This window comes from Oceaniovalibus guishaninsula JLT2003 (assembly GCF_000299575.1).
GTDB lineage: Bacteria > Pseudomonadota > Alphaproteobacteria > Rhodobacterales > Rhodobacteraceae > Palleronia > Palleronia guishaninsula.
In genome coordinates this window covers 77689-98872 of record NZ_AMGO01000047.1, presented here as the reverse complement: position 1 = coordinate 98872, position 21184 = coordinate 77689, and the positions used below count along the sequence as shown (strand labels likewise).

The 21184-nt window shown below is 66.6% G+C and carries 15 protein-coding genes; 9 read left to right on the top strand and 6 right to left on the bottom strand.

Going from position 1 to position 21184, the window contains the following annotated elements; all coding sequences use genetic code 11:
- Positions 1–14: 14 nt before the first annotated feature.
- Entirely contained in the window at positions 15–1064 is a 1050-nt protein-coding gene (gene gnd / locus OCGS_RS10900; RefSeq protein ID WP_007427304.1) for a phosphogluconate dehydrogenase (NAD(+)-dependent, decarboxylating), read from the bottom strand.
- 124 nt (positions 1065–1188) lie between these two features.
- Here gnd and OCGS_RS10895 point away from each other — a divergent pair, with 124 nt between their 5' ends.
- Entirely contained in the window at positions 1189–2217 is a 1029-nt protein-coding gene (locus OCGS_RS10895) for an Ldh family oxidoreductase (RefSeq protein ID WP_007427303.1), read from the top strand.
- Between the two features lie 6 nt (positions 2218–2223).
- On the opposite strand, the gene OCGS_RS10890 is transcribed toward OCGS_RS10895, so the two are convergent.
- Positions 2224–4038 (bottom strand): glycoside hydrolase family 15 protein, encoded by a 1815-nt coding sequence (locus tag OCGS_RS10890; RefSeq protein WP_007427302.1) that lies wholly within the window; start codon positions 4036–4038, stop codon positions 2224–2226.
- A 147-nt stretch (positions 4039–4185) separates the two neighbouring features.
- Between OCGS_RS10890 and OCGS_RS10885 the strand changes: the two genes are divergently transcribed.
- Together OCGS_RS10885 and OCGS_RS10880 are read left to right on the top strand one after the other, a co-directional pair.
- On the top strand, positions 4186–5211 hold the full coding sequence (locus OCGS_RS10885; protein WP_007427301.1) for a TRAP transporter substrate-binding protein: 1026 nt from the start codon (positions 4186–4188) through the stop codon (positions 5209–5211).
- Between the two features lie 107 nt (positions 5212–5318).
- Positions 5319–7994 (top strand): molybdopterin-dependent oxidoreductase, encoded by a 2676-nt coding sequence (locus tag OCGS_RS10880; RefSeq protein ID WP_007427300.1) that lies wholly within the window; start codon positions 5319–5321, stop codon positions 7992–7994.
- 250 nt (positions 7995–8244) lie between these two features.
- Here OCGS_RS10880 and OCGS_RS10875 read toward each other — a convergent pair whose 3' ends face one another.
- Positions 8245–9774 (bottom strand): LA2681 family HEPN domain-containing protein, encoded by a 1530-nt coding sequence (locus tag OCGS_RS10875; protein ID WP_007427299.1) that lies wholly within the window; start codon positions 9772–9774, stop codon positions 8245–8247.
- Between the two features lie 301 nt (positions 9775–10075).
- Here OCGS_RS10875 and OCGS_RS10870 point away from each other — a divergent pair, with 301 nt between their 5' ends.
- Genes OCGS_RS10870 through OCGS_RS10845 form a run of 6 tightly spaced genes read left to right on the top strand, consistent with a single transcriptional unit; the run spans position 10076 to position 16662 of the window.
- Positions 10076–11668 (top strand): ABC transporter substrate-binding protein, encoded by a 1593-nt coding sequence (locus tag OCGS_RS10870; protein WP_007427298.1) that lies wholly within the window; start codon positions 10076–10078, stop codon positions 11666–11668.
- A 56-nt stretch (positions 11669–11724) separates the two neighbouring features.
- Positions 11725–12825: a M24 family metallopeptidase gene (locus OCGS_RS10865; RefSeq protein WP_007427297.1), complete on the top strand. Its 1101-nt coding sequence runs from the start codon at positions 11725–11727 to the stop codon at positions 12823–12825.
- The gene (locus OCGS_RS10860) at positions 12819–13826 is read left to right on the top strand and encodes an ABC transporter permease subunit (RefSeq protein ID WP_007427296.1); all 1008 of its coding nucleotides are present in this window, start codon (positions 12819–12821) and stop codon (positions 13824–13826) included. The genes OCGS_RS10865 and OCGS_RS10860 overlap by 7 nt, the downstream gene beginning before the upstream one ends.
- Positions 13826–14731 carry an ABC transporter permease subunit gene (locus OCGS_RS10855; RefSeq protein ID WP_007427295.1) on the top strand — a complete coding sequence of 302 codons (906 nt, stop codon included), beginning with the start codon at positions 13826–13828 and terminating at the stop codon, positions 14729–14731. Before OCGS_RS10860 ends, OCGS_RS10855 begins: the two co-directional genes overlap by 1 nt.
- A 3-nt stretch (positions 14732–14734) precedes the next feature.
- Complete coding sequence (locus tag OCGS_RS10850; RefSeq protein WP_007427294.1) at positions 14735–15712, top strand: ABC transporter ATP-binding protein; 978 nt, start codon at positions 14735–14737, stop codon at positions 15710–15712.
- Complete coding sequence (locus tag OCGS_RS10845) at positions 15709–16662, top strand: ABC transporter ATP-binding protein (RefSeq protein WP_007427293.1); 954 nt, start codon at positions 15709–15711, stop codon at positions 16660–16662. The genes OCGS_RS10850 and OCGS_RS10845 overlap by 4 nt, the downstream gene beginning before the upstream one ends.
- Here the strand turns inward: OCGS_RS10845 and OCGS_RS10840 are convergent, their stop codons facing one another.
- The 3 genes from OCGS_RS10840 to gyrB are packed head-to-tail and all read right to left on the bottom strand — an operon-like array spanning position 16663 to position 21168.
- Positions 16663–17778, bottom strand: a complete 1116-nt coding sequence (locus OCGS_RS10840) for a THUMP domain-containing class I SAM-dependent RNA methyltransferase (RefSeq protein WP_007427292.1) — start codon at positions 17776–17778, stop codon at positions 16663–16665.
- Entirely contained in the window at positions 17769–18773 is a 1005-nt protein-coding gene (locus OCGS_RS10835) for a phosphotransferase family protein (RefSeq protein WP_007427291.1), read from the bottom strand. Before OCGS_RS10835 ends, OCGS_RS10840 begins: the two co-directional genes overlap by 10 nt.
- Positions 18751–21168, bottom strand: a complete 2418-nt coding sequence (gyrB, locus tag OCGS_RS10830; protein WP_007427290.1) for a DNA topoisomerase (ATP-hydrolyzing) subunit B — start codon at positions 21166–21168, stop codon at positions 18751–18753. The genes OCGS_RS10835 and gyrB overlap by 23 nt, the downstream gene beginning before the upstream one ends.
- Positions 21169–21184: the final 16 nt, after the last annotated feature.

Genomic DNA, 21184 nt, shown 5'->3' with positions numbered 1-21184 from the left:
TCCCCGTCGCTGCGCTAGCCGTCGTTCCTGCCGACCGTCTGCTTGCTTTCGTCCACCGCCTTTTCCAGATGGCCGCCGAATTCGTGCCGCATCGCCGACAGCAGCCGGTCGGCGAAGTCGGATTGTCCGCGCGAACTGAACCGTTCGTAAAGCGCCGAGGACAGCACCGGCACCGGCATGCCTTCGTCGATGGCCGCCTTGATGGTCCAGCGCCCCTCGCCCGAATCCGACACGTGCCCCCGGAACCCCGCCAGACCCGGATCCTCGATCAGCGCCGTGGCCGACAGATCCAGCAGCCACGACGATATCACGCTGCCGCGACGCCACAGCTCGGCGATCTCGGGCAGGTCCATGTCGTATCGGTAATGTTCGGGATTGCGCAGCGGCGTCGTCTCCGCATCGGGCGCGTCGGTCTTGTTGCCGACATTGGCCGCCTTGAGGATGGCGAAGCCTTCGGCATAGGCCGCCATCAGCCCGTATTCGATGCCGTTATGCACCATCTTGACGAAATGCCCCGCCCCCGACGGTCCGCAATGCAGATAGCCCTTCTCGGCCGTGCCGCGCCCCTCGGGCCGGCCGGGGGTGCGGACGATCTCGCCCTCGCCGGGCGCCAGCGCGGCAAAGATCGGCTCCAGCCGCGACACCGCATCGGCATCGCCGCCGATCATCAGGCAATAGCCGCGGTCCAGCCCCCAGACCCCGCCGCTGGTGCCGCAATCCAGAAACGTGATGCCCTTTTCCTTCAGCTCGGCCGACCGGCGCAGATCGTCGATGTAATAGGAATTGCCCCCATCGACGACGACATCGCCGCTTTCCAGATGCGGCGCCAGCGCGCCCAGCGTCTCGTCCACCGCCCCCGCCGGCACCATCAGCCAGACGGTGCGCGGCTGCGGCAGGGCGGCGACGAAATCCGCGACCCCGCCATGCCCTTCGGCGCCGTCCTCGACCAGGCTGGCGATGGCCGCGTCGCTTCGGTCGTGCACCACGCAATCATGGCCCGCTTCCATCAGGCGGCGCGCCATGTTGCTACCCATCCGTCCCAGTCCGATCATCCCGATCTTCATCGTCGTTCCTCCGTCATCCACTTCCCTGCGCCACCTAGGACGGATCGCGCCGCGAACGACCTTTGACACCGGCCGCCGATGCGCGATGCTGCCCGCGACCCGTCCGCCGCCCACAGGAACGACCATGAACGCAAGCACGATCCCCCTCGATGCGCTGAACGCCGAGGTCGTGGCGATCTTCCGCAACGTCGGCTTCTCGGCGGCGCAGGCGGCGGCCCTGGCGCGCGGCATCGTCGCCGGCGAACGCGACGGCTGCAAGTCGCATGGCATCTACCGCATCGCCGGCTGCCTGCGGACGCTGAAGGCCGGCAAGGTCGTGCCCGACGCCGAACCCGTCCTGGCCGACACGGACGGCGCCATCGTGCGGATCGATGCGAAGGGCGGGTTCGCCAACCTGGCCTTCGTGCGGGGTCTGCCCGAATTCGTATCGCGCACCCGCGCGCTGGGCATGGCCGCGCTGGTCGTCAACGACTGCACGCATTTCTCGGCGCTCTGGCCGGAAATCGAGGACATCACCGCGCACGGGCTGGCCGGGCTGGCGATGTGTCCCAGCTATGCCACCGTGGCGCCCGCGGGCGGCATCCGTCCGCTTCTGGGCACCAACCCCTTCGCCTTCGGCTGGCCGCGACGCGACGCGCCGCCCTATGTGTTCGATTTCGCCACCAGCGTCGTCGCCCGCGGCGAGATCGAGCTTTTCCGCCGGGCCGGCGATCCGCTGCCCGACGGCTGGGCCATCGACGCCGACGGCAATCCCACCGACGACCCCGACGCGGCCCTGGCGGGCGCGATGCTGCCCTTCGGCGGCCACAAGGGATCGGCCATCGCCACGATGATCGAGCTTCTGGCAGGCGCGATGATCGGCGACTTCACCAGCGACGAGGCGCTCGACTTCCTCGGCTCGACCGCCATCGCGCCCCGTCATGGCGAGCTGATCCTCGCCTTCGATCCTTCGCGCTTCGCGGGCGGGCGGGGCGATCCGCTGGCGCGCGGCGAACGCTTCATCGCGGCCATCGCCGATCAGGGCGCGCGCCTGCCCGGACAGCGCCGCCATGCCGCCCGCGCGCGGTCGCTGGCGCACGGCATAAAGCTGACCCCCGCCGAACGCGCCGAACTCGACCGCCTGCGCCGCGACGGCCTCGACGCCGTGGACTAGCAGGCGTCAGGCTTCCTGCGTCTCGGGTTCGGCGCAGGCGCGCTTGTCCACCGGCGCTTCGTCGCGCGACAGGTTCAGCGCCGACAGGATCAGCCCGACATGGCTGAACGCCTGCGGGAAGTTGCCCAGCATCCGGCCGGTCTTGGTGTCGTATTCCTCGGCCAGCAGCCCCACATCGTTGACCAGCGCCGATACCCGGTCGAACAGGCGCCGCGCATCCTCGCGCCGGCCCATCAGCACGTAGGTGTCGATCAGCCAGAAGGTGCAGATCAGGAACGTCCCCTCCTCGTCGGTGGACACCCCGTCATCCGTCGCCGTCGCGTCATAGCGCATCACCAGACCGTCGGGCATCAGATGCCGCTCGATGGCCGCGACCGTGCCCGCGACGCGCGGATCGTCCGCCGGCAGAAACCCCGTCAGCGCGATCTGCAACAGGCTGGCATCGACGGCCTTGCTGCCATAGCTTTGCACAAAGGTGTTTTCGGCCTTGTCGAACCCCTTCTTGCAGACCTCGGCATGGATGCGCCGCGCGACTTCGCGCCAATGGGCGCGCTTTTCGGGCGGCGCTTCCTTCTGGCGCGATCCGCGGTCGAAGGCGACCCAGCACATCACCTTGGAATGGACGTAATGCTGCCGTTCGCTGCGCGTTTCCCAGATGCCGTCATCGGGCAGGTGCCAGCTTCGTTCCAGATAGGGCAGGAACGTCTCGATCAGGTTCTCGGCCTCGTCATGCGATTTCAGCCCGCCCTCGCGCGCCATATTCAGCATCTCGGCGACCTCGCCGTAAACGTCGAGCTGCAACTGGTCGGCCGCCGCGTTGCCGATCCGCACGGGGCGCGAATCGCGGAACCCCGCCAGCCAGTCCGCTTCCCATTCGACGGTGATCCGCTCTCCGGCGACGCCATACATGATCTGCGTCTGCGCGGGATCGCCGGCGATCGCCCGCAACAGCCAGTCGCGCCACTTCACCGCCTCGTCCAGATAGCCCAGTTCCAGGAACGCCATCAGCATCATCGACGAATCGCGCAGCCAGCAATAGCGGTAATCCCAGTTGCGCCCGCCGCCGATGGTCTCGGGCAGCGACGTCGTGGGGGCCGCGACCATGCCGCCCGTGGGCGCGAAGGTCAGCGCCTTCAGCGTCAGCAGCGACCGTTCGACCAGCTCGGTCCAGCCGTCCACGCGTGGACAGCGGCCCGCGAAGTCGCGCCAGAACCCCGCCGTGTCGTCCAGCGCCTTCAGCGGATCGAAGGGATCGGCCAGCGGCTCCCACGAGATCTGATAGGCCAGACAGAAGACCTGCTCCTTGCCGGGCCGAACGGCGAACCGCGCCCGGCTGTGCATGTTGACGTTCTTCATCTCGACGTTGCAGCGCAGGCTCAGCATCGTGGCGCCCGATGTCGCGGTCATCGTCGTGTCGTCCACGGTGCGCACCCAGGGCACCGTCAGCCCGTAATCGAACCGCATCACCAGATCGAGGTCGAACGTCACCTCGCCCTCGATTCCCTCGACCATCCGCACCAGCGCCGGGCCCGCACCGCCGACCGGCATGAAATCCACGACGCGCGCGCGTCCCTGCGGCGTGGTCCATTCGGTTTCCAGCACCATCGTGCCGGGGCGATAGGCGCGGTGCGCGGTCGCATCGGGACCTGACGGCGCGATCTTCCAGCGCCCGTTCTCGACATCGCCAAGGATCGCCGCGAAGACCGCCCCGGAATCGAACCGCGGCACGCAGAACCAGTCCACCGATCCGTCCTTCGATACCAGCGCCGCCGACCGGCAATCGCCCAGCAGCGCATAGTCCTCGATACATGGCGTCGTCATCGTGTTCCTTTCCGTTGGGGGCGGACCCGGTGGCGTTGACAATATGCCCCGAACCCCCGCCGGCAAGCACGGCGAAACCGCTTTCGCGGTTTACTCGGCCCCGTGGCCGCTTCATCCTCGGGCAAATTCCGTGACCGAGGATCGTCCATGCGCCTGCCCCTTCTTGCCGCCCTTGCCCTGGCCGCGCTGACCGGCACCGCCCGCGCGCAGGAGGTGACGCTTCGCGTGCACCACTTCCTTCCCGCCGACGCGACGCATCAGGTCGGCATCCTCGATCCCTGGGAACGCATGGTCGAGGAACGGTCGAACGGCCGCATCGACGTGCAGATCTATCCGTCGATGCAGCTTGGCGGCAAACCGCCGCAGCTTTTCGACCAGGCCCGCGACGGCGTCGTCGATATCGCCTGGACGCTGCTGGGCTACACCCCCGGCCGCTTTCCCATCGCCGAGGTGTTCGAGCTTCCGTTCATCGGCGACACCGCCACCCGCACCACGGCCGCCCTTCAGGACTTTCAGGCGAAATATCTGGGCGACGAACTGTCGGACGTCCACACCCTGCTGCTGCACGCGCCCTCGGCCTACAAGCTGCACACCAAGACGGCCCCGGTGACGCGGCTGGACGATCTGGCCGGGCTGAAGATCCGCGCGCCGTCGCGCACGATGACGGACGGCCTCGGGGCGCTGGGGGCGGTCGCCCTGGGCATGCCCGTCCCCGAGGTTCCGCAGGCGCTGACCACCGGCGTCATCGACGGCGCCGTGCTGCCTTGGGAAGTGTCCGACACGCTGCGGATCGAGTCCGTCGTTCGCAACCATACCGAATTCGGGCACGAGAATGGCGGCCTGTCCACGTCCGTCATGGCGCTGGTGATGAACAAGGCGGTCTATGAAGGGCTGCCGGACGACCTGCGCGCGATCGTCGACGACACGACCGGCGCTGCGCTGGCCCCCTTGGCGGGCGCGGCGTTCGACAATGCCGAGGCGGCGGTGCGCCAGAAGGCCGTCGATGCCGGCGATACCGTCGTCGTCATCCCCCAGGGCGATCTCGGCCCCTGGACCGAAGCGGCACAGCCCGTCATCGACGCCTGGGTCGCGGCGATGGACGATGCGGGCCATGACGGCGCGGCGATGCTGAAGGACGTCCGCGCCATGATGGACGCCGCCCGCGCCGACTGATCCGCCCCTGCCCGGTTCTTTTACGAATCCTTGACGACCTTGACCCGGATCAAGGTTGGCAGCGCTATCGGATGCTAGACGCCTGCCAACCCTGTCAGGAGTCTGCCATGTCCTTCGTCCAGCCCACCCGCCGCGCGTTCCTGCAAGGCGGTGCCGCCGCCGTCAGCGCAACCTCGCTTCTCGGCTCCACCGCTCTGGCCGGCGTCGATACCAACGCGTTCACCGGCCGCGTCTTTCATGCCAGCCATTTCGGCCCGTTCGAGGGCGTCGTGCGCGACGGCAAGCTGGTCGGCGTCAATGCCGTCACCCAACTGGATGCCCGCCCGACCGAGATGCTGATGTATGGCGTCAAGGACCGCACCTATGACGAATCGCGCATCGACTATCCGATGGTGCGCAAATCCTATCTGGAAAACTGGGAATCGGGCGACGTGAAGCCCGAACTGCGCGGCAAGGAACCCTATGTCCGCGTCGATTGGGACACTGCGCTCGGCCTGACCGCCAAGGCGCTTCTGGACACCGCGACCGATCACGGCAACCAGGCGATCTTCAGCTCGTCCTATGGCGGATGGGCCAATGCCGGCAGCTTCCGCCCCAACGTCATGCAGGGTCGCCTGATGAACCTGATCGGCGGCTGCTCGATCACCCAGGGCGACTGGTCCGCCGGGGCCTCGCAGATCAGCCTGCCGCGCGTCATCGGCGACATGGAGGTCTATTCGGCCCAGACTGCCTGGCCGGTCATCCTTGAAAACACCGAATTGTTCGTCTTCGTCGGCTGCGATCCGGTCAAGAACTGCCGCATCGAATACACCGTGGCCGACCACCAGATGTACGGCCCGTGGGAGCTGATCCGCGACAACGGCTGCAAGTTCATCTCGATCAACCCGCAGCGCACCCCGTCCGATCAGGTGCTGAACGCCGATTGGGTCAGCATCGTGCCCAACACCGATGTCGCCCTGTTCAGCGCAATGGCCTACCAAGTCCTCGACAAGGGGCTGGAGGATCGCGCCTATCTCGACAAGTATACCGTCGGGTCGGACAAGTGGATCGCCTATATCCAGGGCGAAACCGACGGCACCCCCAAGACCCCCGAATGGGCCGCGCCGATCACCGGCATCGACGCCGCCAAGATCCGCGAACTGGCCGAGATGATGGCCACCATGAAGACCGAGATCGCCGGCGCCTGGTCGCTGCAACGCGCCCAGCACGGCGAGATGACGCATTGGGCCATCGTCAACTTCTCGGCGCTCTGCGGTCATATCGGCAAGCCGGGCCAGGGCGTCGGCTTCTCGTGGCATTACGGATCGGGCGGCATGCCGCAATCGTTCAAGTCCACGCCGACGGGCCTTTCGCAGGGCCGCAACTGGGTCAAGCATATCTGCCCCGCCAGCCGCATCACCGAGATGCTGGAAAACCCCGGCGCCGAATTCACCTATAACGGCACGACGCACGAATTCCCGGACGTGAAGATGATCTTCAACGCCGGCAACAACTTCATGTCGCACCAGCAGGACACCAACCGCCTGATCCGGGCGCTGGAGCGCGTCGATCACATCGTCAGCGTCGATGTCTGGTGGACGGCCGCGACGCGCTGGGCCGACATCGTGCTGCCCGCCTGCTCGACGCTGGAACGCGACGACATCAGCGTCGGCGGCACGTATTCCAACGACAAGATCTATGCGATGAAGCAGGTGATCGAGCCGCTGGGCGAAAGCATGTCGGACTATCACATCTTCGAGGCGCTGGCCGACAAGATGGGCATCTGGCAGCAATTCACCGACGGCTACGAGCTGATGGATCATATCCGGATGGCCTACGAACGCTCGGCCGCGTCCGAACACACCCCGTTCGAGGAGTTCTGGGAACAGGGCTTTGCCCGTCAGGAAGTCCCGCCCGAGGCGCGTCACTGGGTGCGTCACGGCGATTTCTACACCGACCCCGAGGCGAACCCCCTGCACACCGCCACCGGCAAGATCGAGATGTTCTGCGAGGAGATCGCCGGCTTCAACCTCGACGATTGCCCCGGCATGCCCGTCTGGATGGAAAAGCACGAATATCTCGGCAACGCCAAGGAAGGGCAGGTGCACGTCGTCAGCCCGCACCCGTGGTATCGCCTGCACAGCCAGATGGACCAGTCCGAAACGCTGCGCGACCTTTACAAGATCGACGGCCGCGAACCCGTGCGCATCAACCGGCAGGACGCCGAGGCGCGCGGCATCGCCGACGGCGACCCGGTCGAGCTGTTCAACGACCGCGGCACGATCATCGTCGGCGCGGTGCTGTCGGACGACATCCGCCCCGGCGTGGTGTCGGTCTATGAAGGCGTGTGGCCGTCGCTCGACAGCAAGGGGCGCTGCAATTCGGGTCTGGTGAACTTCCTGACCTCGACGCAACGCTCGTCGGGCCTCAGCCAGGCGACCAGCGCCAACACGGTCGTCTGCAACATGCGCAAATGCGAGGATCCCGAAGGCCCGAACAAGGCCTATGCCAAGCCCGACATCATGGAGGATTATCAGCTGGCCGAGATCGACCAGGACAAGCTGGGGCTGGATCGTCTTTACGACATCACCGACGCGCTCTATGCCGACCTGACGCCGGGCGAGCAGATCTTCTATGAACGCTGCACCGTCTGCCACGGCCCGCGCGAGGTGTCGCACTTCACCATGAACCAGTGGAAGGGCATCACGCCCTCGATGTTCCCCCGCGCCGGCCTGGACGAAAACGAGGCCGCGCTGGTGATGGAGTTCCTGATGAAGAACGCCTCGGACGCGGTCCCGATGTAACGGCACCGCTGCAACGGACAGGGACGGCCCCCGCCGCCCCTCCCCGACATCCCGGCCGGGCACAACACTGCCGCCCGGCCGTTTCGGTGCGGTCTGGAACGATCGGACAGAGCGCCATGAACGCTGGCAGGCCGAAGCTCTTGCTTATCAATAGCCAAGCCGTTCGTTACACGATGTCCAAAGGTCGGCACCGCGAGGCATCGGGCTATCGCCGTGCAGCGCTCTGACGTTCATTCCAAGTGGGTGTACTTCAGAACTCTTCCCAAGCGCGTCGGTAGTTTGGAAGCACTGTGTCGACGACGGAGGTATCGTCTTTCCCATCTCGCCGCTTCTGAATCTCCTCCTCGTGCATCGCGAACGAGAGCAAGATCAGTGCCTCGTGGACAAGTTCGAGCATTCGCTCCGTGTTTTGCCGGAAAGTAGTAATGTCCTCACGCTCAATACCGTCGTCGTCGTGCGCACCGAACGTTTCGGTCGTCAGCACGAGGCAGCGATGTTCAAGCGCGTTGCGAAGGGCATTCAGATGAGTGGCTTCGGGTGCGAGGGTGTCGTCCGGTCCGTTCTCCGGTTCCCCAACGATGTCGAACGACAGCCAGTAGAGGCCTCGTAGCGCGAGGTTCGGGCGATCCGCGATCTTGGAATGCAGTGCGCGTCGTTTGCGCGGATTATCATACCAAACGCCCCGCAAATCGACTCGGTTTGGATCATGTCCGAGATCGAAATACGCGTTCACGAAGCCCGCAACCTTGTCGAGCAGACCATATGCCGTGCGGAACGCGAGCCGCAGTCTCTCCGTGCCAATCGAAAGGGCTGGATAGTCGAGCGTGTCGTAGAGACGAACCTCATCGTCTGCGAAATGTGGCGGGCGGTCGTCCAGCGGTTCCGCTTCCATTGCCTCGTGGTAGAGCAGGCGCGCACCGACAAACTCCTGCTTCATCTGGTTGTACCATCCGAGTAGGGGCCGGACCGTTCCCTGCGTGAATGTATGGCTCGGTAAGTGGAGCGGGTCGTAGGCTGCGATCGAATGCGGTCCGAGCATCACCAGAGGGTTCAGGAACAGTCGCCGGTCGAGCATGCGTAGGCGGTAGCTTTTCGCACTCCCCTCCCCGAGCGGCCATCCGTCCAGGTCGGTTCGAGCAAGTACGGTATCGACGTCCACGGCGGAGCGTATCTCTGCCGCCTTCGCATCCACGAGGTTGATGATGTTCGCGGGGGCGCTGTCCCATTCGAGGTTCGGATCAACGACGTTTTCAAGATCACGGCAGGCATAAGCGGTGAGGACCGCCCGGTGTCCGTCGTCGTGGACCATGCGAGCGAAGCAGAAGCGCACGAAGCCACGGTTCGCTAAGGCCATCGCAAACCGCGGCCTGGTACGCAGCACGTTGTCGTAAAGGCGCAAGGCTTCGACGGGACGACCCAACGTGTTCATTTGGTTGGCCAAGTTGGTGACGATCTGAGCAAGACGCGAGGGATCGAGGGTCGCGGGTGAGAAAGCGTCACGAGCCTTGCGAAGATAAAGGATTTGCTTTTCTCGATGGGGCTGGCGCCAAGCCCAGTCGTGGGGGTTCAACGCAGATTGCAAACCGTCTTGAACGTTCGAGCGGAAGTAATGGAGCAAAGAGTCAGGTGGATCCGCAGGTCCGAGGAGGTTAGCGCACTCAGCGTCCAGGCTTTCAAGTGCAGCAGTATCGCCATCATCAGATGCCGCATCAATGCGGAGAGCTAGGGAATCAATTAGCGCGTCTGCATCTTCAGGGGGCATCGTTTCGCTCTCTCTCATGTGCGACCTGTCGAAACACCCGAGCAGAACAGACCGACTGTTCCAACAACGTCCCTAACGGCCGAGGACTTGCGCCGAGGACAGAACCTAAGTCGGCAAACGACACAGCACCACACTCGCAGCACGCGCCGCCCAAGCCGACCGACCGCCCGCCCGCCCAACACCCCTTCCTTAACGTCAACACCACGCGCAGCGATGTTGCCCGGCCGTTCTTTATCTGCGATCTTCCGGCCATTCGCGAACGCGCGGGCACGTCCCTTCGGACACCGACCCGCCGACGCACCGGACAAGGGAGAAGCCGATGTCACTGAAGAAACTTCTGGCGGCGGGCGTCGCCGCTGCCGCGTTGACCGCGGGCGCCGCGCAGGCGCAATCGCTGGTCTATTGTTCCGAAGGCAGCCCCGAAGGGTTCGATCCCGCGCTCTATACCTCGGGCACGACCTTCGACGCCTCGTCGCACCCCGTCTACAACCAGCTCGTGCAGTTCGTCACCGGCACGACCAACACCGAACCGGGCCTCGCCGAAAGCTATGAAGTGTCCGATGACGGGCTGGAATACACCTTCAAGCTGCGTCCGGGCGTCAAGTTTCACTCGAACGACCAGTTCACCCCCACCCGCGACTTCAACGCCGACGACGTGATCTTCACGTTCGAACGCCAGTGGAAGGACGACAACCCCTATCACACCGTGTCGGGCGGTTCGTGGGAATACTTCGAATCCATGTCCATGCCCGATCTTCTCGACAGCATCGAGAAGGTCGACGACATGACCGTCAAGTTCAAGCTGACCCGCCCCGAGGCCGCGTTCATCGCCAACCTCGCGATGGATTTCGCCTCGATCATGTCCAAGGAATACGCCGACGCCATGCTGGACGCCGGAACCCCCGAGATGCTGAACCAGCAGCCCATCGGCACCGGCCCCTTCACCTTCCAGGCCTATCAGAAGGACGCCGTCATCCGCTATCTGCGCAACGCCGATTACTGGGGCGATCCGGCCAAGGTCGAAAGCCTGATCTTCGCCATCACCCCCGATGCCAGCGTCCGCTACCAGAAGCTTCAGGCCGGCGAATGCCACGTCATGCCCTACCCGAACCCGGCGGACGTGCAGGCGATGAAGGACAATCCCGACATCAACGTGATGCAGCAGGAAGGTCTGAACGTCGGCTATCTGGCCTACAACACCCAGATGGCACCCTTCGATAACCCGAAGGTCCGCAAGGCGCTGAACATGGCGATCGACAAGCAGGCGATCATCGACGTGGTGTTCCAGGGTTCGGGCCAGGCCGCCAAGAACCCGATTCCGCCGACCATGTGGTCCTATAACGACGCGATCGAGGACGATCCCTACGATCCCGAAGCCGCCAAGGCCATGCTGGAGGAGGAAGGCGTCACCGACCTGTCGCTGAAAATCTGGGCGATGCCGGTGCAGCGTCCCTACAACCCCAACGCCCGCCGCATGGCCGAGCTGATGCAGGAGGATTTCGCCCAGATCGGCGTCGATGCCGAAATCGTCAGCTATGAATGGGGCGAATACCTCGAACGCTCCAAGGCCGAGGATCGCGACGGCGCGGTGCTGCTGGGCTGGACGGGCGACAACGGCGACCCAGACAACTTCCTCGGCGTGCTGCTGGGTTGCGACGGCGTCGGCAGCGCCAATCGCGCGCAATGGTGCAACGAGGAATTCGACGACATCCTCGTGCGCGCGCGCCAGCTGACCGACCAGGACGAACGCGCCAAGCTTTACGAAGAGGCGCAGGTCATCTTCAAGGAACAGGCGCCCTGGGCCACCATCGCCCATTCGGTCGTCTTCATGCCCATGCGCAACGAGGTGCAGGGCTATGTCGTGCATCCGCTCGGCGGCCACATCTTCGACGACGTTTCCATCGAAGAATGACACCCCCCGTCCGGGGCCGCTCAAGGCCCCGGACATCCCGACCCCGGAGCATTCCCATGAAAGACCGCCTCAACTCCCTGTCCGCGCTGGCCGGACGGATGGGGGTGGACGCGCTGGCGCTGGTGCCGGGGCCGAACTTCACGCGCGCCCTTGGCCGCGCCTTTTCCAGCCACGAACGCCCCTTCGTCCTGGTCGTCCCGGCCGCCGGACGGCCCGTCGCCATCGTGCCCAACCTCGAACTCGGATCGTGGGAGGGCACCGGCTTCGACGGCACGGTGATCGACTGGCGCGACCAGGACGGATACGCCGCGGCCTTTGCCGAACTGGCCCGCATCCTGCCGCTGGCGTCGCTGGCGGTCGAAGGGCAGGTCATGCGCGTCTTCGTCCACCACGCGCTGAAGACCGCGATGCCCGATTGCCGCATCGTCGACGGCGAGGCCGAGATCTCGGGCCTGCGCGTCGTCAAGACCGATGCCGACATCGCCGCGTTGCAGGCGGCCATCGACATTTCCGAACGCGCGCTGTCCCGAACGCTGGATGCCGTGCGCATCGGCCAGACCGAAAAGCAGGTCGAACGGATGCTGGTGCAGGCGCTGTTCGACGAAGGCGCCGACGATCTGGCCTTCGCGCCCATCGTCGCCGCCGCGTCCAATTCCGCCGAGCCGCACGCCCATGCGCGCGCCGATTACGCCCTGCGGCCCGGCGATCCGCTGCTGATCGACTTCGGCGCGCGCAAGGACGGGTTCGCCGCCGACATCACCCGCACCGTCTTTGTCGATCACGCCACCGACGACATGGCCGAGGTTTACGATACCGTCCTGCGCGCCAACCTGCGCGGCCATCAGATCACCCGCGCCGGCATCACCGCACATGAGATCGACGATGCCGTGACCGGCGTGCTGGAAGCGTCGCGCTTCGCCGACCGCATCCGCACCAAGACCGGCCACGGGCTGGGCCGCGACGTGCACGAAGCCCCCTACATCATGCGCGGCAACCCTGTCGCGCTAGCCGCCGGAACGGTCTATACGAACGAACCCGGCCTTTACCGGCTCGGCGATTTCGGCGTGCGGATCGAGGACGACATCCTCGTCACCGAAACCGGCTGCCGGTCGCTGACGCGATTTCCCAAGGCCATGACACTGGTGGGCCGATGCTGAGATACGTCTTTTCGCGCCTTGCGACGTTCCTGCCGACCTTCATCGGCGTGACGCTGATCTCGTTCGCCTTCATCCGCGTCCTGCCGGGCGATCCCATCGTGGTCATGGCCGGCGAACGCGGGCTGACGCAGGAACGCTATGACGAATTGGTCCGGCAATTCGGCTTCGACCGGCCGATCCTGGCGCAATACTGGGATTACCTGACAGGCGTGTTGCAGGGCGATCTGGGCACGTCCTTCGTCACCAAGCGCCCCGTCTGGGACGAGTTTTTCGCGCTGTTTCCCGCCACGTTGGAACTATCGCTTTGCGCGATGGTCTTCGCGGTGGTCCTTGGTCTGCCCGCGGGCGTCATCGCCGCCGTCAACCGCGGCAAGTTCTTCGACCGCGCGCTGATGTCCACGGCGCTGGTCGGCTATTCCATGCCGATCTTCTGGTGGGCGCTGCTGTTGATCATCGTCTTTTCCGGCAATCTGGGCTGGACGCCGGTATCGGGGCGGATCGACCTGATCTACTACTTCCCCGACCCCACCGGCTTCATGCTGTGGGATTCGCTCGTTTCGGGGCAAAGCGGCGCCTTCGCGTCGGCGGCAAGCCACCTGATCCTGCCGACGATCGTGCTGGGCACCATCCCGCTGGCCGTCATCGCCCGCCAGACCCGGTCCGCCATGCTGGAAGTGCTGGGCGAGGATTACATCCGCACCGCCCGCGCCAAGGGCCTGCCGCCCGCGCGCATCAACGGGCTGCACGCGCTGCGCAACGCGTTGATCCCGGTCATCACCGTCATCGGCCTGTCCGTCGGCACCCTGCTGGCCGGCGCCATCCTGACCGAGACGATCTTTTCGTGGCCCGGCATCGGCAAGTGGATGGTCGACAGCATCTTTCGCCGCGACTATCCGGTGGTGCAGGGCGGCCTGCTGCTGATCGCCGTGATGGTGATGATCGTGAACCTGACGGTCGATGTGCTTTACGGCCTCATCAATCCCAAGATCAGGAAACGCTGATGGATCACGCACTCAGCGAAGAGGTCGTGGAACAGGTCGCGCGTCCGGGCCGGTTGCGCGAATTCTGGTTCTACTTCCGCGAAAACCGGGGCGCCGTCTTCGGCCTGTGGGTCTTCGCCGCCTTTGTCTTCATCGCCATCTTCGCGCCGTTGATCGCCCCCTACGATCCGGCGATCCAGTTCCGCGCCCATGCCCTGCAACCCCCCGTCTGGCAGGAGGGCGGATCGTGGCAGTTCGTCCTGGGCACCGATCCGCTGGGCCGCGACATGCTCAGCCGGCTTCTGAACGGCGCGCGCTATTCCTTCTATGTCGGCATCGTCGTGGTGACGGTCGCGGCGTCGGGCGGCATCCTGATCGGGCTTCTGGCGGGCTTCGCGCCGCGCTGGCTCGACGCGCTCATCATGCGGCTCATGGACATCATCCTGGCCTTCCCGTCGCTGCTGCTGGCGCTGGTGCTGGTCGCCATCCTCGGCCCGTCGCTGACCAACGCGATGATCGCCATCGCCATCGTGCTGCAACCCCATTACGTCCGGCTGACCCGCGCCAGCGTCCTGGGCGAGCTGGGCAAGGATTACGTCACCTCGGCCCGCGTCGCCGGTGCCGGGCTGTGGCGGCTGATGTTCGTCACCGTCCTGCCCAACTGCCTTGCCCCCATCATCGTGCAGGCGGCGCTGTCCTTCTCGACCGCGATCCTCGACGCCGCGGCGCTGGGCTTTCTCGGCATGGGCGCGCAGCCGCCCACGCCCGAATGGGGCACCATGCTGGCCGAGGCGCGCGAATTCATCCTGCGCGCCTGGTGGGTCGTCACCCTGCCCGGCCTCGCCATCCTCGTCACCGTGCTGGCGATCAACCTGATGGGCGACGGCCTGCGCGACGCCTTCGACCCGAAACTGAAGCGAAGCTGACACATGAGCCTTCTGCGCATCCGCAACCTCTCGGTCGATTTCGCCACCACCGGCGGCAGCTTCCGCGCCGTCGATCAGGTCGACATGGATGTCGGTCCGGGCGACGTGCAGGCCATCGTCGGCGAATCGGGGTCGGGCAAGTCGGTGTCGATGCTGGCGACGATGGGCCTGCTGCCCTGGACCGCGACCGTCACGGCGGACGAGATGACGTTCGACGGCCACGACCTGCGCCGCCTGACGCCGCGCGCGCGCCGCCGCATCGTCGGCAAGGATCTGGCGATGATCTTCCAGGAACCGATGTCGTCGCTGAACCCCTGCTTCACCGTCGGCTTCCAGGTCAAGGAGGCGTTGCGCATCCATCTCGGCCTCGGCCGCGCCGACCGCAACGCCCGCGCGCTCGAACTGTTCGATCAGGTCGGCATCCCGGCCCCCGAAAAGCGGCTCAACGCCTTCCCCCACCAGCTTTCGGGCGGCATGAACCAGCGCGTGATGATCGCCATCGCCATCGCCTGCCGCCCCAAGCTGCTGATCGCCGACGAACCCACCACCGCGCTCGACGTGACCATCCAGGCGCAGATCCTCGATCTGCTGCTGCGGTTGCGCGACGAAACGGGCATGGCGCTGATCCTCATCACGCACGACATGGGCGTCGTGGCCGAGACCGCCCAGCGCGTCGCCGTCCACTATGCCGGCCAGAAGGTCGAGGAACAGCCCGTCGGCCCCCTGTTCGCCAGCCCCCACCATCCCTACACCGCCGCGCTTTTGGCCGCCCTGCCCGAACGCGCCACCGAACGCCGCCTGCCGGCCATTCCGGGCGTCGTTCCGGGCCAGTTCGACCGCCCCAGGGGCTGCCTCTTTTCGCCGCGCTGCCGCTATGCCGACGACAAGTGCCGCACCGTTCCGCCGCCGCCGCTCGGCCCCGACCTGGGCTTCGCGCGCTGCCATTATCCGCTCAACACCGACGAAAGGCTGGCCTCATGACCGCTCCGGTCGCCGTCGCCTCGGGCCTGACCCGGCACTATTCCGTCAAGGAGGGGCTGTTCTCCAAACCCCAGACCGTGCGCGCGCTGTCGGACCTCGACTTCACGCTGCATCCCGGCAAGACGCTGGCCGTGGTCGGCGAATCGGGCTGCGGCAAGTCCACGCTGGCCCGGCTCGTCACGATGATCGAACCGCCGACGAGCGGCGCGCTGGAACTGGGCGGCAAGCCCGCGACGCCGGACCGCTGGGCCGACCTGCGCGGCGCGGTGCAGATCGTGTTCCAGGATCCCTACGGATCGCTCAATCCCCGCCAGCGCATCGGCCAGATCCTGTCCGAGCCGCTGAAAATCAATCGCCCCGACATGAAGGCCGCCGACCGCGAGGCGCGCGCGCGCGAGATGCTGGAACTGGTCGGCCTGCGCCCCGAACATTACGACCGCTATCCGCACATGTTCTCGGGCGGGCAGCGCCAGCGCATCGCCATCGGCCGCGCGCTGATGATGAACCCGGCCGTTCTGGTGCTGGACGAACCCGTCTCCGCCCTCGACGTCTCGATTCAAAGCGCGATCCTCAACCTGCTGCTCGATTTACAGGAAAAGCTCGACCTCGCCTACCTGTTCATCAGCCACGATCTGTCCGTCGTGCGCCACATCGCCGACGACATCATCGTCATGTATCTGGGCCGCGCGATCGAAACGGGCACCAAGGCGCAGGTCTTCGCCCATCCCATGCACCCCTACGCCAAGGCGCTGCTATCCGCGACGCCGCAGGCCGATCCGGGCGGCAAGCGCAACCGGATCAAGCTTGAAGGCGAACTGCCCTCGCCGCTGGCCGACCTTCCGGGCTGCCCCTTCGCGCCCCGCTGCTGGAAGACGCAGGACAAGTGCCGCACCGACCGTCCGCCGCTGATGGGCGACACCCACCGCGCCGCCTGCTGGTTTCCCGAATAGTCAGCGCAGCGGCCCGGCCTGCCACAGCCGCACCTTCAGCCCGCCATGCGCCACCACAGGGCCGGGCGGGTCCAGCGGCAGGCCGGTCGCGCGGGCCAGCCCCGCCTCGCTGGTGACGATGCCGATGCGCCATCCGGCGAATTGTTCGGCCAGAACCCGCCCCAGTGTCGCATAAAGCCCGTAAAGCAGCTTCGGCGCCGCACCGACCCGCCCGCCATAGGGCGGATTGACGATGACCAGCCCCGCCGGCCCCTCGGGCCGTTGCAGATCGCCGATGGCCTGCGCGGCGAAATGCGTCCGTGCCGCCACGCCCGCCCGTTCGGCATTGTCGCGGCTCATGCGGATCGCGCCGGCATCGCGGTCGTGCCCGAAGGTCATCGCGCCGCTGGCGGCCCGCGCCGGACGGTCCCGCATCGCGGCCCAGGCTTCCGCATCGAAGGTCGCCAGCGCCTGAAAGGCGAAATCGCGTTCGCGTCCCGGCATCAGCCCCGCCGCGATCTCGGCCGCCTCGATGGGAAACGTGCCCGATCCGCACATCGGGTCCAGAACCGGCCGCGTCCCGTCATGCCCGCAGGCCCGCAGGAACAGCGCCGCCATGCTTTCGCGCATCGGCGCCTTGCCCACGGCCTGCTTGAATCCCCGCCGGTAAAGCGGCTCGCCCGACGTATCGACGCTGATCGTCGCCAGATCGTCCTCGATCCGCAGCCTGACGCCGACCCCGCCAGGGCCGATCGCGCAACCCAGCGTTTCGCGCAGGGCCGTCTCGATCCGCTGTTGCGCGGCACCCGCATGATAGATGCGCGATCCGCGGCACGTCGCCTCGACCCGCACCGGCACGTCGCGCCGCAGCACCGACGCCCAGTCCAGCTTGCGCGCCCGCTTGTCCAGTTGTGCCAGATGCAGCGCGCGGAAGGACGCGATCCGCGCCAGCACCCGCGTCGCGCCGCGCAGTTCCAGATTGGCGCGCCAGATCTCGGGCCAGCCGCCCTGCACCGTGACGCCGCCCGGCGACAGGACGGGATCGGCGAACCCCTTTTCCGCCGCCTCGGCCGCCAGCAACGGCTCCAGCCCCGGCGGAACGACAAGGTAGATCTCCAAGGGCGCGGTCAGGTCCATGCGCCGCTGTTACCGGGCCGCGCGGGGGCCGGACAGGGGTGATCGGCGGCGAACGCCTCCAGCCGTTCCAGATCGACGCGCCGCCAGTCGCGGTGCCGGAGCAGCGGATGGTCCGCCAGCACCGTCATCGCCACGCTGAGCCTCAGCTTGGCACCCGCCGCCATCGGCCATGCGGCGCGCAGGTCGGCCACCGCATCGCCCGTCACCGCGCAATAATGCCGGATCGCCGCCGCCTCGATCCCGCGGCGGATGTCCGGGCGCACCGACCCGGCCAGGAAATAGGCCAGATCGGCGACGCCCCGGCCCCGCCCGGCCATCTGCCAGTCGATCAGCAGCGGCGCGCCGTTCGGCCCGAACAACAGGTTGTCCGCCTGCACGTCGCCATGCAGTCCCGTCAACCGCCCCGGCAGCGCCGGATCGCCCGCCGCCATCGCGTCGCCCAGCGCGTGCAGGGCGGGCGACAGACGCGTGCCGGGCAGCAGCCGCTGCAATGCCGCCGGATAAAGCCGCCAGAGGTCGGCGAAATCGCGGCCCCCGATAATTGCCCGCGGCGGATGGACCCGATCCCGCCCCGCCACATGCAGCCGCGCCAGCAGATCGGCCACCGCCATCGCCGCCTCCGCGTCGCAGCCATCCGCGAAGGACGCGCCGCGATGGCCGGGCGGATCGTCCAGCAGCAACGCCGTGCCGCCATCCGCTCCCGCCTCGGCATGGATCAGTGCTGGCGCGAACGCGCCCGCGCGCCCCTGCGCATAGGCGTCCAGTTCGGCCCGGTTGGCATCCGCGAAAAGCCGGCGCGCGGCGGCGGGCTCGGGCGACAATTTCAGCACCAGCGCGCGCCGGCCGCCATCCGACAGCCGCACGGCCAGGCGCCAGACCCGCGACGCGGTGAATCCCGCCCCCAGGGGCGCCGCCTGGAACCCGGCGACGGGCCGCTTCAGCGCGCCCGACAGCCAGCCCGCCGACAGCCGCTCAGGTATCGAGGTTTTCGACACTCAGCGCGTTGGCGCGGATGAAATCGCGCCGCGGCTCCACCACGTCGCCCATCAGCTTGGTGAATATGTCGTCCGCCTCGGCCACGTCCTCGATCCGCACCTGCAACAGCGTCCGCGCCTCGGGGTCCAGCGTGGTTTCCCACAACTGGTCCGGGTTCATCTCGCCCAGCCCCTTGTAGCGTTGCAGCGTCAGGCCGCGCTGGCCTTCCTCGGTGATCGCGTTCAACAGGTCGCTCGGCCCGTGAATGACCGTCTCGCGGTCCTTGCGGACCAGCCGCGCCGGATCGGCATAAGTGCCCTGTAACGCATCGGTATGCGTGCCCAGACGCCGCGCCTCGCCGCCGCGCAGGATCGCGCCGTCCAGGCTGCGCACTTCCTCGACCCCGCGCAGGAACCGCGCCACCCGCAGCCCATGATCCTGCGTGATGCGCCCTTGCCAGCCGGTCTCGTATTCCAGCGCCACCTGGTCCAGCCTTGCCGCCACGCTGTCGGCCACGCCCTGCGGATCGGCGTCCACCTGCCCCGGCACGAAGGCCCCCGCGATCGCCGCCTGTTCCAGCAGCATCGCGTTGTAATGCGTCGGGAACGCCTGCAAGATCCGCCGCACCTGCCGCGCATCCTCGACCACGCGCATCAGATCCGGCCCGGCGATCTCCTCGCCCGATTTCAGCCGCAGCACCGCGCCGTCCACGCCCTGCTGGATCAGGTAATCCTCCAGCCCGGCCTCGTCCTTCAGATAGACCTCGGACTTGCCGCGCGCGACCTTGTAGAGCGGCGGCTGCGCGATATAGAGATACCCGCCCTCGATGATCTGCGGCATCTGCCGGAAGAAGAACGTCAGCAGCAGCGTGCGGATATGCGCGCCGTCAACATCCGCATCCGTCATGATGATGATCTTGTGATAGCGCAGCTTGTCGATGTCGAACTCGTCCCGCCCGATCCCGGTGCCGAAGGCGGTGATCATCATGCCGATCTGGTCCGATCCCAGCATCCGGTCGAAGCGCGCCCTCTCGACGTTCAGGATCTTGCCGCGCAGCGGCAGCACCGCCTGGTTGAACCGCGCGCGCCCCTGCTTGGCCGATCCGCCGGCACTGTCGCCCTCGACCAGGAAAACCTCGCGCTGGGCGGGATCCTTGACCTGGCAATCGGCCAGCTTGCCGGGCAGGTTGGCGATATCCAGCGACGATTTCTTGCGCGTCATCTCGCGCGCCTTGCGTGCCGCCTCGCGCGCCAGCGCCGCCTCGACCACCTTGGTGACGATGGCGCGCGCCTCGCCGGGATTCTCCTCGAACCATTCCGACAGCTTCTCGTTCACCAGCCCCTCGACGGCCGGACGCACTTCGGACGAAACCAGCTTGTCCTTGGTCTGGCTGGAAAACTTCGGATCGGGCACCTTGACCGACAGAACGCAGGTCAGCCCCTCGCGGGCGTCGTCGCCGGTGAAGTTGACCTTTTCCTTCTTGGCGATGCCCGACGACCCGGCATAAAGGTTCATCGTCCGCGTCAGCGCGCCGCGAAAGCCCGCCAGATGGGTGCCGCCGTCGCGCTGCGGGATGTTGTTGGTGAAGGGCAGCACCATTTCGTTGTAGGTGTCGTTCCACCACATCGCGACTTCGACGGTGATGCCGTCGCGTTCCCCGGTGAAGAAGATCGGCTCGGGGATCATCGGCGTCTTGGAACGGTCCAGATACTTGACGAACTCGCGCACTCCGCCCTCATAGCACAGGTCGGTTTCCAGCGGCTCGGCCGGGCGTTCGTCGCGCAGCACGATCCGAACCCCGGAATTGAGGAACGCCAGCTCGCGCAGCCGCGCCTCCAGCGTCTTGAAGCTGTAGTCGAGGTTGCTGAACGTGTCCGTGGATGCCAGGAACCGCACCTCGGTCCCCTTTTCGCCGTTGGCGGGGCCGACCACGGCCAGATGGCGCACCGTGTCGCCATGCTCGAACCGGGCGGTATGCTCCTTGCCGTCGCGCCAGATCCGCAGCTCCAGCCAGTCCGACAGCGCGTTCACCACGCTGACGCCTACCCCGTGCAGCCCGCCCGACACCTTATAGCTGTTCTGATCGAACTTCCCGCCGGCATGAAGCTGGGTCATGATGACCTCGGCCGCCGAAACGCCCTCGCCCTCGTGAATGCCGACGGGGATGCCGCGGCCGTTGTCGCGCACCGACACGCTGCCGTCGTCGTGCAGCGTCACCGTCACCGCGTCGGCATAGCCGCCCAGCGCCTCGTCGATGCCGTTATCCACGACCTCATAGACCATATGGTGCAGGCCCGACCCGTCGTCGGTATCGCCGATATACATGCCGGGCCGCTTGCGCACGGCCTCCAGGCCCTTGAGAACCTTGATGGAATCGGCGCCGTATTCCTCGCGCAGCGGGGTGTCTTCTGCCATGAACGGATGCTCTTTT